Source organism: Modestobacter caceresii (assembly GCF_000761485.1).
Classification (GTDB): domain Bacteria; phylum Actinomycetota; class Actinomycetes; order Mycobacteriales; family Geodermatophilaceae; genus Modestobacter; species Modestobacter caceresii.
On the sequence record NZ_JPMX01000091.1, the window covers coordinates 150181 to 165179 of the forward strand.

The window sequence follows — 14999 nt, forward strand, 5'->3', positions numbered from 1 at the left end:
TCACCGACGGGCCCCGCCCAGGTAGCTGGTGGTGGGCCGTCGCCGCGACCGTGGTGACAACTCCTCGTTCTGGCGTCGTGCTGGCGCGGCAGTGCACGCTGTCCCGACGCTGCCCACCCGGCGCCCCCGTCGCCTCATCCGCAGCGGGTGAGCCGGGCCCCCCGCGCAGCAGCAACTGCGCCCCGTGCGGGCAGGCCGTCGGCTGCGGTGAGCGCCCGTCCTGGAGGGACGTCATCCGCGGCGGGTGAGGCCGGTTCCCCGCACCGGCTCGTACAACGGTCGGAGTGACCGGGCGAGTCGAGCGGCAGCGTCCGGACTCCCCCGGCGACGAGGGTGGGCCCCTGTGGCCGCCCGGCGTGACCGCGACGGTCGGAGCGGCGGCTGCGGTCGCCGTCGTGGCCGGGGTGCGGGAGGTGTCCTGGCTGGTCGCCCCCGCGTTCCTCGCCGCGGTCATCGTGATCACCGTCCTGCCGGTGCAGCGGTGGCTGCGGGCCAGGGGCGTGCCGAGCTGGCTGGCCACCACTCTGCTGGCCGGGGTGGTGTATGGAGCCCTGATCGCGCTCACCGCCGTCCTGGTCGTCTCGCTGGCCCAGCTGGCGGCGGTCCTCCCCCGCTACCGCGACGAGGCGACCGCGCTGGCCGACTCGGTGACCCGGGCGGTCGCGGACCTGGGGGTCGACGCCCACCAGCTCGGCGGCCTGGCCGCGGGCGCCGACTACGGCGGGCTGGTTTCCTGGACCGGCGACCTGGTCCGGGGCGTCAGCGGTGCGCTGAGCAGCTTGGCGCTGCTGCTGACCTTGCTGTTCTTCCTGTCCATGGAGGCCGCCGGCGCCCGGCTGCGGCTGGCGCTGCTCGCCGAGGACCGGCCGCGGCTGGCCGACGCGCTCCGCGGCTTCGCCCGCTCCACCCGGCGTTGCGTCGCGGTCAGCACCGCGTTCGGACTGCTCACCGGGTTGGTCGACGCGGTCGCGCTGGCCCTGCTCGGGGTGCCCTTGGCACCGTTGTGGGGCCTCCTGGTCTTCATCACCAACTACGTGCCCTACGTGGGGTTCTGGATCGGCATCGTGCCCCCGACCCTGCTGGCGCTGCTGGAAGGCGGTTGGCACCTCGCCCTGGCGGTCGCAGCGGTCTACACGCTGGTCAACTTCGTGCTGACCCTCCTGATCGAGCCCAAGTACATCGGCGACGTGGTCGACCTTTCGGTGACCGTCACGCTCGTCTCCCTGGTGTTCTGGGCCTGGGTGCTCGGCTCGGTCGGTGCCATCCTTGCCGTGCCGCTCACCCTTCTCGTCAAGGCGCTGCTGGAGGATGCGAATCCCCGCGCTCGGTGGGCCGACGCGCTGCTCCGGTCGGATCGGGAGATCCGCGCCCGGTCGGCACGGTCGCGGCGGGAGCCGACAGCGCCGGGCCTCCCAGCGGCCGAGGAGCCCCCCGGCTGACTCGTCGACGGCGCAGACCCTCCCGTCCGGCCGGCCGGGACGATGACCCGGGCACCGACGACCAGCTGCCGGGATGGTTCCGTCACGGAGCCGACCGGCTGGCGGACGCCACCGCGCAGGCCGCGGCCGTGCGGTGCCTCGCCGGCGGCCCGGCACGTCCCTCGGCCTTGTAGTTGTGCTGAGCACCCGGGCGACCTAGCGTGGCCGCGGATGGCCTCGCTGCGGGTCGTCCACCCAGGCACTGCCCCATCACCCTCGCCGAGCGGATGAGCATGCGATGCCCCGTGTTGAGCCACCGCAGCGTCTCGCCGACGAGCGTCCGCCGGACGTCGGCCCCAGGCGGCCGGGACAGGTCAGCACCGGGTTGCCGTCGCTCGGCGAGGCTCCGTCCGTCGTGGTCGCGCTCAAGACCCGCCGACCCCGGACACCGCGCCGGCTGGTGGCCCGCCCCCGCCTGGACGCCATCCTCGACGGCGCGATCGTGCCCGGCGACGATCCGCCCGACGTCGTCCTGGTCACCGGACCCGCGGGGGCCGGCAAGACGACCTGGCTGTCGAGCTGGGCCCGCCGTCACTCGACCACTGCCCCCGACCCGTCGCCGACGGCGTGGGTGACCGTCGACTCCGGCGATGACGTCCGATCCCTCCGGGCAGCGGTCCTGACCGCCTGCGCCCAGGCCGGTGGTCTGCCCGCTGGCCGGCTGCTCGGCGATGCGCTGCCGGGCCGTGATGCCGCCGCTCACGAACTGGTCGCTGCGCTCACCCATCAGCTCGCCGGGCTGGACCGGCCGCTGTGGCTGGTCCTGGACGAGGTCGACGCCCTCGAGGATGCGGACGCGCTCCGTTCCCTCGACGCGCTGCTGCGCTGGACTCCCCCGCGGCTGCGCCTGGTCCTCGTCGGACGCCGGGAACCTCGGCTCGCCCTGCACCGGCTGCGCGTGGAGAGCCGGCTGCTGGAGGTCCGCGCCCAGGAGCTGGACCTCGACCGCGCCGAATCGGTGGAGCTGCTCAGCGGACACGACCTGCACCTCGAGGACGCGGACATCGACGTGGTGCTCGAGCGGACCGAAGGGTGGGCCGCCGGCGTGCGCCTGGCCGCGATCTGCCTGGAGACCGCGAGCGACCAGCGGGCTGCCCTCTTCGCATTCGCCGGTGATGACCGGGCCGTCGGCGACTACCTGGCGGGCGAGGTGCTGGGCCGCCTGCCGCCGGAGGTGCGGGACTTCCTCGTCCGCACCTCCGTGTGCGACCGGATCACCCCCGACCTGGCCGATGCCCTGACCGATCGCGACGACGCCGGCCTGCTCCTGGAGGAGCTCGCCCGGGCCAACGTGCTCACCCTCGGCCTGGGTGGGAAGCCCCGTTGGTACCGGTACCATGGCCTGCTGCGCAGCCACCTGGCCGCAGAACTTGCCCGGCGGCCGCCCGCCGTGCGGGCCGAGTTGCACCGGAGGGCCGCGCTGTGGGCGGCCGCGCACGGCGACCACCGAGCCGCCATCGAGCACGCCTGCCGGTGCGACGACCCGGCGCTGGCCGTCGCTCTCGTGCGCCGGTCGGGCCTGCGGCTGATGCTCGACGGCCACGGTGCGGCGGTGACCCGGACGTTGCGCGACGCACCGGCCGAGGTGCGAGCCACACCGACGGTGGCGCTGGTGGCTGCTGCGGCCGCGCTGGATGCGCAGGACATCACCAGCGCCGACGAGGCCCTCGCGCTGGTGCCGCCCGCGGAGATCGCCGAGCGGGAACCGGCGCTGAGCGCCACGGTGTCGCTGCGCAGGGCGCACCTGCTCGGCGACGCCGGACGTGAGTTGCAGGTCCCGGGCAGGGCCGACACCGGCGGCCCGGCGGACCCCGAGCTGGACCTGCTGGCAACCGTCGAGCGGGCCACGACGAGGCTGCTCCGCGGCGAGCTGGACGCGGCCGAGCCCGATCTGCGCTGGGCGGCGGAGGTCGCCGGATCCGCGGGACACGACCACATGACCCTCCGCGCACTGACCGGGCTCGCGGCGGTCGCCGCGAGCCGCGGCGACAGCGCCGAGATGGGGAGCCGGGCCGGCACCGCGCTCGCCTTCGCCGCCGAGCGGGGCTGGGACCGGGTTCCGCAGTGCGCCGCGGCGCACGTGATCGCCGCCTCGGCCGCCTACTCGCGGCTGGACCTGCCCACCGCCCGTGACCACATCCGGGCAGCGGTGGAGCTGACCAGCGATGTGGTGGAGCCGCCGCTGCGGTTCGCCACCGAGCTGCTGGACGCCGTGCTGTCCCCCGGGCACGCCGGCGACTGCACCGCCCGGTGCCGGCGGGTCAGCCGGTCGTGGCCCTCGTCGAGGGTCGACCTCCCCCCGGTGCTGGTCGCGCACGCCTCCCTGGAGCAGCAGCACCTGGCGCTCCAGGCAGGAGAGCCGGCGTTGGCGGCAGAAGCGCGACAGCAGGTGGAACGCCGCCTCGGCGTGGGTGGCGAGGCGCAGTACCTGCGCGCGGTGGTGCAGGCGCACCGCGGGCACCCGGCCAGCGCCCGGCAGCTGCTCGCCCCGATCTGCCAGCGCGTGATCGTCTGCGTGGCCGATCGCACGCTCATCCAGGCGCTCGTGCTGGACGCGGTGCTGGCCGACGCCACCGCGGACGGCTTCGCCGCCCACCGCGCGCTGACCGAGGCGCTGGCCGTCGCCGAGCCGCTGCAGACCATGCGCTGCCTCACCCTGGCCGGCTCGGCGGTACGGGACCTGCTCGCCCGGAACCTCGGGCGGTACGGCCGGTACGAGGCCTTCGCCACCCGGCTGCTCACGCTGTTCCCACCCGGCGCCGTGGGTGCTATCCAGCAGCTCACCGGGAGGGAGCAGGAGGTCCTCGTCGAGCTGCCCTCGCTGCGCACCGCCGAGCAGATCGCGGCGCAGCAGTTCGTGAGCGTCAACACCGTGAAGACCCACATGCGCGGTATCTACCGGAAGCTCGGGGCACGGAACCGACGCGAGGCCCTGGAGATCGCACGGACACGCGGACTGCTGTAGGCCCCTCGAGATCACCCGTTGCGGATGAGCCCCGACCGGCCGCTCAGCCAGACACTTGCCAGCACCCGCCCCGTGCGTGAGGAGGTGCCGGATGCGTTGTGAGTTCACACTCGCCCACTGCCCCTCCGGGACCGTGCTCGCCGCCCTTCCCGAGCTGCACGGCCGCGCCGACACCACCGCGGTCCTGGCCGACCAGGTGGTGCCGGAGGCCCTCTGGGCCCTGGCCCGTCGCCGCCGCGCCCGGGACGGGATCCGCTGGACCCAGCCGTGCCTCTGCTCGCCGACCGCTGCTCCACGACCCGGGAGACCCAGACATGACCGCGCACCCCCTCGACCCGCTCGACGCCGCCGAGTTCCGCGCTGCCGCGGCCGTGCTCCGCCGGGACAGGGGCGTCGACGAACGCTGGCGCTTCGCCTCGATCGAGCTGGAGGAGCCCGCCAAGGACGTCGTCCGCGCCTTCGCTCCCGGCGACCCCATCCCGCGTGTGGCTCGGGTGACCTGCTGGAGCCGCGAGGAGGGCACCGTCTACAAGGCCGTCGTCTCACTCACCGCCGACGCGGTCCTCTCGTGGGAGGCGGTGCCTGGTGAACAGGCCAACATGACCCTCGACGAGTGGCACGAGGCGCACGAGGCGCTGATCGCCCACCCGACCGTCATCGAGGCGCTCGCGGGGCGCGGCATCACCGATCTGGACCTGGTGCTCATCGACACCTGGGCCTACGGTCACTCGCTCATCCCGGAGGGGCTGCACGGCCGGCGGGTGGGCTGGACCGACGTGTGGCGCCGCTCGGTGCCCGGCGGGAACCCGTACGCCAACCCGGTCAGCGGCCTGCACGCCGTCATCGACCTCGACACCATGGAACTGCTCCAGGTCGAGGACACCCCACCGGCCGGCCCGAATCTGGCGATGGGCGAGTACGCACCGGCACTGGTCCCCGGGCTCGTGCAGCGCGGGGACATCACGCCGCTGGAGATCACCCAGCCCGAGGGCGTCTCTTTCGGCCTGGACGGCTACGAGCTGCGCTGGCAGAACTGGACCATGCGGCTGGGCTTCAACCACCGCGAAGGTCTGGTGATCCACCGGGTCGGCTACGACGACGGCACGGGGACCCGGTCGATCGCGCACCGGCTCTCCTTCGCCGAGATGGTGGTCCCCTACCGCGACCCCGGCCCCGACCACTACCGCCGCACCGCCTTCGACATCGGCGAGTGGGGACTGGGCTTCATGACCACGTCGCTCGAGCTGGGGTGTGACTGCCTGGGCGAGATCACCTACGTCGACGCGGTGCTGCACGACTCCCGTGGCGAGCCCTACACGATCAAGAACGCGATCTGCCTGCACGAAGAGGACGACGGCGTGCTGTGGAAGCACGTCGACCAGAAGGCGGGCACCGAGGTGAGGCGGTCGCGGCGGATGGTCGTCTCCTTCCACGCCACGGTGGCCAACTACGAGTACCTGACCTACTGGCGCTTCTACCAGGACGGCACCATCGAGTGCGAGGTCCGCGCCACCGGGATCCTGGTGACGACGTCGTACGGGGACACCCCGCCGCCCCACGGCACGGTGGTCGACGAGCGCACGTACGCCCCCTTCCACCAGCACTTCGTCGTCGCCCGCCTGGACATGGAGGTCGACGGTCCGGACAACACGGTGCTGGTCTCGGAGAGCGAGGTGGCGCCCACCTCACCGGAGAACCCGTACGGCCTCGCGGTGGTGCACCGCACCCGTGCTCTCGAGCGCGAGTCCGAGGGGGGGCAGGACCCCGACTGGCGCACCCAGCGCAGCTGGACGGTGGTCAACCGCGCCCGGCTCAACCGGCTGGGCACCCCGACCGGCTACAAGCTGGTTTCCTCCGCGGGCATCCCCGCGTTGGCCGACGCCTCCTCACCGATCATCCAGCGCGCCGGGGTGGTCGCGCACCCGCTGTGGGTCACCCGGTACGCCGAGGACGAACGCTGGCCGGCCGGCGAGTTCTGCAACCAGAGCCGGCAGGACGCCGGGCTGCCGCGATGGATCGAGGCCGACCGGTCCATCGCCGACACCGACATCGTGCTGTGGCACGTGTTCGGCATCCACCACGTCACCCGGCCCGAGGACTGGCCGGTCATGCCGGTGGACGCCGTGTCCTTCCAGCTGAAGCCGGTCGGGTTCTTCGACCGGAACCCGGCGCTGGACGTCCCGCCGAGCGCCTCCCGCCACTGCGGATCCGGCCCCGCCGGGTGCCACTGAGACGAGCCCGCCCAGGCGGGTGTGCGCGCCGGCTCCAGCAGCGGGGCCCCGGTCGCGGACCAGCCTCACGGCCTGCCCGACGACCAGCGCCGGCTCACGCGGTGGCGGCGCCGCTCCGGCCCACGGAGCGCATGCGCCGCGCGGTGTAGACGCTGGCGACGAGCGCGGTCCCCGCCAGCAGCCAGAGGCCGGCCGCGTAGTTGCCCACCCACCCGTAGATCGCACCCATGACCAGCGGAGGCGCGAAACCGCCCAGGCCGCCGGCCGCGCCCACGATGCCGGTCACCGCCCCGACCGTGCCGGCCGGCGCCGCGATCGCCACCAGTGCGAAGACGGCGCCGGATGCGGCTCCCAGAGCCGCAGCCATCGCCAGGAACGCGACGGTGCCGGTCCAGTCGAGCTGCCGCTCGACCGCGGACACCCCCGCGAAGACCGCCACGACCGCGAAGCAGACGACCAGCACGGGGACCGGGTGGAACCGGTCGGACAGCCACCCCCCGACCGGGCGCATGACGACGGCCAACACGACGAAGCCGGCCGTCCTCAGGGCCGCGTCCCCGGGTGAGAGGCCGAAGGCGTCACGCAGGTAGGTGGGGAGGTAGACGCTGAAGGCCACGAACCCGCCGAAGCCCACCGCGTAGAGGAAGGACAGCTGCACCGTCACGGGCATCCGGAGGGTGTCCCACGCCCGACGGACGGCGCTCCCGGTCGGCACCGTCCGCCCGGGAGCGTCCCGCAGGACGACGTAGGAGACGACCGCGTAGAGCCCCAGGAGGACCGCCACCAGGGCGAACGGGAACGACAACCCGAACGCCTCCCCGAGCTGGACGGTGCTGAACGAGGAGATCGCAGTCCCGCCCATGCCGACCCCGAAGACGCCCAGCGCACTCCCCCGCTTGGCCGGCGGGAACCAGGCGTTCACCAGCGGGACACCGATGGCGAAGGTGGTACCGCCCAGACCGAGGACGAAGCCGCCGAGCAACAGCATGCCGTAGGAGTCGCGGCCGACGTACCCGATGAAGAGGACGGGCAGGATGGTCAGGGCGCTGATCAACGGGAACATGACCCGGGCCCCGAAGCGGTCGGTCATGGCGCCCACCGGCACGCGGCCGACCGAGCCGACCACCACGGGAACGGCCACCAGCAGGGACTTCTGCACGGCGCTCAACCCGAGCTCGGCGGCGAAGAAGGCGCCCAGCGGGCTGATCAGGGCCCAGGCCCAGAAGTTGATCGCGAAGCCCAGGGTGGCCACGGCGAGCATCGTCCAGGCCTGACGCGGCACGGCCTCTCCGGTGGCCCGGCCGGCCGGCCGGGCTCCGGCCCCCTCCTCCGAGCGGGTCACCGCCGGCCCCCGCCGACCCGCTCCCAGCCGCGCGGCACGGGCCGGGTGCCCAGCTGGGCGTCCCTGCTGCGGTACACGATGTAGGGCCGGGTGAGGTAGCCGAGCGGCGCGCTGAAGACGTGCACCAGCCGGGTGAACGGCCAGATCGCGAACAGCAGCAGAGCCGACAGCGCGTGCAGCCGGAACCCGACCCCGGCCTCGGCCATCAGCTCGGGCCGGGGCTGGAGGTAGAAGATGCTGCGGAACCACGGGGACACCGTGTCGCGGTAGTCGACCCCCTCCTGCCCCAAGGCGCCGAGGACCGTGTTGCTCAACCCGAACAGGATCGTCGCGGTCAGTACGACGTACATGAACTTGTCATTCCTGGTCGTCGCCGAGAACACCGGCCCGACCGTGCGGCGCCGGTAGATCAGGATGGCCAGCCCGACCAGGGTGCAGAACCCCGCGATGGCGCCGGTGACGACGGCCATTGCGTGGTAGCCCTCCTCCGAGAGTCCGACCGCGTTCGTCCACGACTTGGGGATCCCCAGCCCGGCGACATGGCCGAGCAGCACGAAGAGGATGCCGAAGTGGAACAGCGGACTGCCCCAGCGCAGCAGCCTGCTCTCGTAGAGCTGACTGGAGCGCGTCGTCCAGCCGAACTTGTCGTACTTGTAGCGCCAGTAGTGGCCGACGACGAAGATCGCCAGGCTGACGTACGGGACGACGACCCAGAGCAGGATGTCGAGGGCGTTCATGCGGACGCTCCGGGGGTGGGCTGGGGGATGAACTCCGGGGGCGCGAACGGCAGGGCGCCGTAGGGGTCGAGGCCGACGTCCTCGCCGGGCGGCCCCTGCTGCGCCAGCCGGAGGACCGCCGCCCGGTCGGCGGCCTCGACCGGCGGCAGGGTCGCGCACACCGCCTGCACCACCGACGCGTACGGCGACCGCCGCTCCTCCAGGGCCAGCCGGATGAGCTCCAGCCCCGGGCGGTATTCCGTCAGCAGTCGCTCCCCCCGCGCCGCGTCACCGGTCGCGGTGAACTCCAGCACGACGGCCAGGTGGTCGGGCAGCTCCTCGTCCGACAACGTCATGCCCGCCCGGGAGTACAGGTGCTTGAACTGGACCAGCGCCATGCCGCGCTTGCGGGTGTCGCCGTGCGTGAAGTACGTGAGATAGAGGCAACAGCGCCGCCGCAGGTCGAACGTCTCCACGTACTCGGCCTGCTGCCGGCCCAGCGGCGTGGTCTCCACGTGGTCGAGGAAGCGGCCCAGCGGACCGGCGAACGCAACCGGCAGGGCCGCGATCGAGGCGCGAAGCAGTGGCAGCCGCGCGATCAGCTCCTCGTCCGGATACCCGAGCAGCAGGGACGCCGCCTGCCGGGCGGTGGCCAGCTGGGCAGCGGCCGGTCCGGACCGACGCCCAAGAAGCCGGCGGCTCATGGCCTGGGGTCCCTGACCGCGGGCGAGTCGTCGCCCACACCGCCGCCGTCCGGGCCGTGCAGGGCCTCGGAATCCTCGGGACGGGACGGGAAGAGTCCTTCCGGCGCGCCCTTGCCGTCCCAGTTCAGCAGGTTGACCCGCTGGTCCTTCGACCCCGGCGCCGCCATGGTGTCGGCCGTCTGCCGTGCGGCGAGCATGTGGAAGTTCTCCACCGCGATCGGGGTCGAGCCACCTGAGGTCTCGCCGAAGGGTCCCCAGCCGCCCATGCCCGGGCCCTCGTCGTAGTCGAGGGAACAGCCGCTGTCGAACTCCTCCTGGCCGGGGCCCTGCTCGGCGTGTGCCAGTGGGATCACGTACCGCTCGTCGTACTTGGCGACGCCCAGCAGCCGGTGCATGTCCTCGATGTCGCGGCCGGTCATGCCGATCGCGGTCGCGATCGACTCGTCGGCCGGCCGGCCGAGGTTCAGGTCGCGCATGTAGGAACGCATCGCGCCGAGCTTCTTGAGCACGCCGGTGACCAGGTTCGTGTCACCGGCGGTGAACAGCTCGGCGAGGTACTCCACCGGGATCCGCAGCGACTCGATGGCGCCGAAGATGTTGCCGACGTCCTCGCCGTCGTGCCCGGTGTCGGTGAGCGCGTCGACCACCGGCGACAGCGGTGGGATGTACCAGACCATCGGCATGGTCCGGTACTCCGGATGCAGCGGCAGGGCGACCTCGAAGCGGTTGATCAGCGCGTAGATCGGCGAGCGCTGTGCGGATTCGATCCAGTCGCGGGAGATCCCGGCCTGCTCGGCGGCGCGGATGACCTCCGGGTCGTGCGGGTCCAGGAGGATCGAACGCTGGGCGGCGTACAGGTCCCGATCATCTGGAGTGGACGCGGCCTCCAGCACCTTGTCGGCGTCGTAGAGCACGATGCCGATGTAGCGCAGCCGGCCGACGCACGTCTCCGAGCAGACCGTCGGGATGCCCACCTCCACGCGCGGGAAGCAGAACGTGCACTTCTCGGCCTTGCCGGTGCGGTGGTTGAAATAGATCTTCTTGTACGGGCACCCCGTGACGCACTGCCGCCAGCCACGGCAACGGTCCTGGTCGACGAGGACGATCCCGTCCTCTTCCCGCTTGTAGATCGCGCCCGACGGGCAGGAGGCTGCGCACGAGGGATTGATGCAGTGCTCGCAGATCCGCGGCAGGTAGAACATGTAGGTCTGCTCGAACTTGTCCTTGATCTCCGCCGAGATCTTCTTCAGCACCGGGTCGTCCTGGGTGAGTTCCGGAGCCCCACCGAGGTTGTCGTCCCAGTTGGCGCTCCACTCGATGTTCATCGGCTTGTTCGTCAGCAGCGACCGCGGCCGGGCGACCGGGGTGTGCTCCTGGACCGGGGCGTTGGTCAGCGTCTCGTAGTCGTAGGTCCAGGGCTCGTAGTAGTCGTTGATGGACGGCTGTACCGGGCTGGAGAAGATCTGGAGCAGGCGCTTGAGCCGGCTGCCGGTGCGCAGTTGCAGCCTGCCGTTGCGGCCGACCTGCCAGCCGCCCCGCCACTTCTCCTGGTCCTCGTACGTCCGCGGATACCCCTGCCCCGGCCGCGTCTCCACGTTGTTGAACCACACGTACTCGACGCCGCTGCGGTTGGTCCACGCCTGCTTGCAGGTGACCGAGCAGGTATGGCACCCGATGCACTTGTCGAGGTTCATCACCATGCCCATCTGGGCCATGACGCGCATCAGTACTGCACCTCCTGGTCCCGGCGCCGGATGACGGTCACTTCGTCGCGCTGGTTCCCGGTCGGGCCGAGGTAGTTGAAGGCGTAGGACAGCTGCGCGTAACCACCGATGAGGTGCGTGGGCTTGAGGAACAGCCGGGTCAGCGAGTTGTGGATGCCACCGCGCCTGCCGTTGGTCTCCGTGAGCGGGACGTCGATCAGCCGGTCCTGCGCGTGATACATGTAGACCGTCCCCTCCGGCATGCGGGAGGACACGATGGCCCGGGCGGCCACGACGCCGTTGCGGTTGACCGCCTCGATCCAGTCGTTGTCGCGCACCCCGACCTTGGCGGCGTCCTGGGTGCTCATCCAGACGGTCTGCCCACCCCGGGACAGCGACAGCATGAACAGGTTGTCCTGGTACTCCGAGTGGATCGACCACTTGTTGTGCGGTGTGAGGTACCGGACGGTGATGCCCAGCTCCCCCTGGTCACCGACCTGCGGCTCCCCGAACAGGGTGTGCAGGTCCAGCGGTGGCCGGAACACCGGCATGTTCTCCCCCGCCTCGGTCATCCAGTCGTGGTCGAGGAAGAAGTGCATCCGCCCGGTCAGGGTGTGCCAGGGCTTGAGCCGCTCCACGTTGATGGTGAACGGCGAGTACCGCCGTCCGCCGTGCTCGCTGCCCGACCACTCCGGGGACGTGATCACCGGCGTGGGTGCCGCCTGGGTGTCGGCGAAGGTGATCAGCTTGCCCTCGTGCTCGGCGGCCAGATCGGCCAGCCGCACCCCGGTTCGCTCCTCGGCGAACCGGAAGCCCTGGGTCGCCAGCCGGCCATTCGTCGTCCCGGACAGCGCCAGGATCGCCTCGCACCAGTGCACGTCCCGGGCCAGGGCCGGTTGGCCGGCCGCGACGCCGTCCCGGATGACCCCGTTCTTGTGCCGGAGGTACTCGACCTCCTTGTCCGGCGTGGTGGTCACCCCCTTGACCTGCAGGCCGAGCTTCTCCACCAGCGGCCCGAGCGCCTGCCACTTCTGCGCGACTGCCGCGTAGTCCCGTTCCTGGACGACGAACTTCGGCATCGTCCTGCCGGGGACCGGGTCGCACTCGCCGGCCTTCCAGTCCCGCACCACCCCCCGCGGATTGGCCAGCTCGTCGGGGGTGTCGTGCAGCAGCGGCAGCGCCATCAGGTCCTTGCGGACGCCGAGGTGCGTGGCGGCCAGCCGGCTGAAGGCCTTGGCGATCGTGCCGAAGGCGTCGAAGTCGGTGCGCGTCTCCCACGGCGGCGCGATGGCGGGGTTGAACGAGTGCACGTAGGGGTGCATGTCGGTGGTGTTGAGGTCGTGCTTCTCGTACCAGGTGGCTGCCGGCAGCGTGATGTCGGAGTAGATCGTCGTGCTGGTCATCCGGAAGTCGAGTGCGAGCAGCAGGTCCAGCTTTCCGGTGGGCGCCTCCTCCCGCCAGACCAGGTCCTTGGGGCGGGCCTCGGGCGGTGCTTCCTCCGCGCGGACGGCGTTGTCGGTGCCGAGCAGGTGCTTCAGGAAGTACTCGTTGCCCTTCGCCGACGAGCCGAGCAGGTTCGCCCGCCAGATCGTCAGCACCCTCGGGAAGTTCTCCGGAGCGTCGGGATCCTCGGCGGCGAACCGCAGACTGCCGTCGCGGAGCGCGTCGAGGACGTGCTCGCCCGGCTCCTTCCCTGCGGCGGCCGCCTCGTCGGCGAGGTCGAGCGGGTTCCGGTTGAACGTCGGGTACGACGGCATCCAGCCCATGCGCGCGGACTGCGCGAGGACGTCGGCCGGCGTCTTGCCGTCGAAGCGCCCCTCGCCCAACGGCGAGGCGAAGCCGTCGAGCGTCGTCTGGTCGTAGCGCCACTGGTCGGTGTGCAGGTACCAGTAGGCCGTCTGGATCATCTGCCTCGGCGGGCGGGCCCAGTCCAGCGCGGAGGCCAGGGTCATCCAGCCGGTGACCGGCCGGCACTTCTCCTGGCCGACGTAGTGCGCCCACCCGCCGCCGTTCACCCCCTGGCAGCCGGTCAGCGTGGTCAGGGTGAGGAACGCGCGATAGATCGTGTCGGAGTGGAACCAGTGGTTGGTGCCCGCGCCCATGATGATCATGGACCGGCCGTTGGACTCGTCGGCGTTCTGCGCGAACTCCCGGCCGATGCGCGCCGCGGCGGCAGCAGAGACACCGGTGAACTGCTCCTGCCAGGCAGGGGTGTAGGGCTGCGAGGCGTCGTCCAGGCCGGTCGGCCACTCCCCCGGCAGGCCCGCCCGGCCCACGCCGAACTGGGCGAGCAACAGGTCGTAAACCGTCGTCACCAGGTGCTCGCCGAGCCGGCGGACCGGCACGCCGCGGCGCATGGTGGCGCCCTCGCCGCGCGGGGTGTCGAACCGGGCCAGGTCGACCGTCACCGACTCGTCCGCGGCGCCGTGCAGGCTCAGCAGCGGATCGACGTCCCCGAGGTCGAGGTTCCACTTGCCCTTGCCGGCCTCGCCGAAGCGGAAGCCCAGTGACCCGTTCGGGACGTGGGGTTCGTTGGTGGCGGAGTCGACGAGCACGGTCTTGAACTCCGCGCCCTCCTCCATGGCTCCCAGGTCGGCCGCGGTGAGGAACTTGCCTGGCACGTAGCTGTCCCCGCGCGGGGTCAGGGTGAGCAGGAAGGGCAGGTCGGAGAACTTCTCCACGTACTCCTGGAAGCGGGGAACCTGCCGGTCGACGAAGAACTCCTTGAGGACGACGTGTCCCATCGCCATCGCCAGGGCGCCGTCGGTGCCGGGGTGTGGAGCCAGCCAGTCGTCGGCGAACTTGGTCGCGTCGGAGTAGTCCGGGCTCATCACCACGACCTTCTGGCCGCGGTAGCGCGCCTCGGTCATCCAGTGCGCGTCGGGCGTGCGGGTGACCGGGACGTTGGAGCCCCAGAGGATCAGGTAGGCGGCGTCCCACCAGTCGCCGGACTCCGGGACGTCGGTCTGGTCACCGAACATCTGCGGCGACGCGACGGGGAGGTCGGCGTACCAGTCGTAGAACGAGAGCATCGGCGCGCCGATGAGCGACATGAACCGGGCGCCGGCCGCGTGCGAGACCATCGACATCGCGGGTATGGGCGAGAATCCGGCGATCCGGTCGGGGCCGTACTGCTTGATCGTGTGGACGTGCGCGGCGGCGATCATCTCGGTCGCCTCGTCCCAGCTCGCCCGCACCAGCCCACCCTTGCCGCGCTGGGACTTGTAGGCCTGGGCGCGCTCCGGGTCGCCGACGACGTCGGCCCACGCCAGCACCGGGTCACCGAGGCGCTGGCGTGCCTCGCGGTACATCTCCAGCAGCGAGCCGCGCACGTACGGGTAGCGCACCCGGGTGGGTGAGTACGTGTACCAGGAGAACGCCGCGCCTCGGGGGCAGCCACGGGGCTCGTACTCCGGGCGGTCGGGCCCGGTCGAGGGGTAGTCCGTCTGCTGGGCCTCCCACGTGATGATGCCGTCCTTGACGTACACCTTCCACGAGCACGACCCCGTGCAGTTCACCCCGTGCGTGGACCGGACCACCTTGTCGTGGGCCCAGCGGTCCCGGTAGAAGGCGTCGGCATCACGCCCGCCGATCTGGTGCAACGAGCGCAGATCGGCACTCACCTCGTCCTTGCGGAAGAACCGGGACGTCCGCACGAGCGCCTCGGCGATGCCGCCGTCGAAGCCGGTCGCCCGGGCGTCGTCGCCTGGTCCGCGCTCCCGCGTGCCGGTCACCGCCCCGCTTCCCTGCGTCGCTCCCGGCGGGGAGCGATCGGGCTGCGGTGACGAGCACCGTCGTCGTGCGGCTGGTGGCGATCAGCTGGCTTCGGGGTGGACATCCAGCCCTCCCTCTCGGGGTCG

8 protein-coding genes are annotated in these 14999 nt (G+C 71.9%); 3 read left to right on the top strand and 5 right to left on the bottom strand.

The genetic code is table 11. The features are described from left to right. Window positions 1-356: 356 nt before the first annotated feature. The 3 genes from IN07_RS18795 to IN07_RS18805 all read left to right on the top strand — a co-directional run bounded on the left by IN07_RS18795 (window position 357) and on the right by IN07_RS18805 (window position 6674). Window positions 357-1439, top strand: a complete 1083-nt coding sequence (locus IN07_RS18795) for an AI-2E family transporter (RefSeq protein ID WP_064972452.1) — start codon at window positions 357-359, stop codon at window positions 1437-1439. Window positions 1440-1833: 394 nt separating this feature from the next. Beyond that, on the top strand, window positions 1834-4443 hold the full coding sequence (locus IN07_RS18800; RefSeq protein ID WP_197058563.1) for a LuxR C-terminal-related transcriptional regulator: 2610 nt from the start codon (window positions 1834-1836) through the stop codon (window positions 4441-4443). Between the two features lie 314 nt (window positions 4444-4757). Then, complete coding sequence (locus tag IN07_RS18805) at window positions 4758-6674, top strand: primary-amine oxidase (protein ID WP_036338604.1); 1917 nt, start codon at window positions 4758-4760, stop codon at window positions 6672-6674. Window positions 6675-6768: 94 nt separating this feature from the next. On the opposite strand, the gene IN07_RS18810 is transcribed toward IN07_RS18805, so the two are convergent. Genes IN07_RS18810 through IN07_RS18830 form a run of 5 tightly spaced genes read right to left on the bottom strand, consistent with a single transcriptional unit; the run spans window position 6769 to window position 14873 of the window. Next, window positions 6769-8016, bottom strand: coding sequence for an MFS transporter (locus tag IN07_RS18810; protein WP_231558472.1), 1248 nt, complete (start codon window positions 8014-8016; stop codon window positions 6769-6771). Then, window positions 8013-8753 carry a respiratory nitrate reductase subunit gamma gene (narI, locus tag IN07_RS18815; RefSeq protein WP_036338607.1) on the bottom strand — a complete coding sequence of 247 codons (741 nt, stop codon included), beginning with the start codon at window positions 8751-8753 and terminating at the stop codon, window positions 8013-8015. The genes IN07_RS18810 and narI overlap by 4 nt, the downstream gene beginning before the upstream one ends. Continuing rightward, window positions 8750-9436, bottom strand: coding sequence for a nitrate reductase molybdenum cofactor assembly chaperone (gene narJ / locus IN07_RS18820; RefSeq protein ID WP_036338610.1), 687 nt, complete (start codon window positions 9434-9436; stop codon window positions 8750-8752). Before narJ ends, narI begins: the two co-directional genes overlap by 4 nt. Further along, window positions 9433-11160, bottom strand: coding sequence for a nitrate reductase subunit beta (narH, locus tag IN07_RS18825; protein ID WP_036338612.1), 1728 nt, complete (start codon window positions 11158-11160; stop codon window positions 9433-9435). Before narH ends, narJ begins: the two co-directional genes overlap by 4 nt. Beyond that, window positions 11160-14873: a nitrate reductase subunit alpha gene (locus IN07_RS18830; RefSeq protein ID WP_036338615.1), complete on the bottom strand. Its 3714-nt coding sequence runs from the start codon at window positions 14871-14873 to the stop codon at window positions 11160-11162. The genes narH and IN07_RS18830 overlap by 1 nt, the downstream gene beginning before the upstream one ends. Window positions 14874-14999 lie beyond the last annotated feature (126 nt).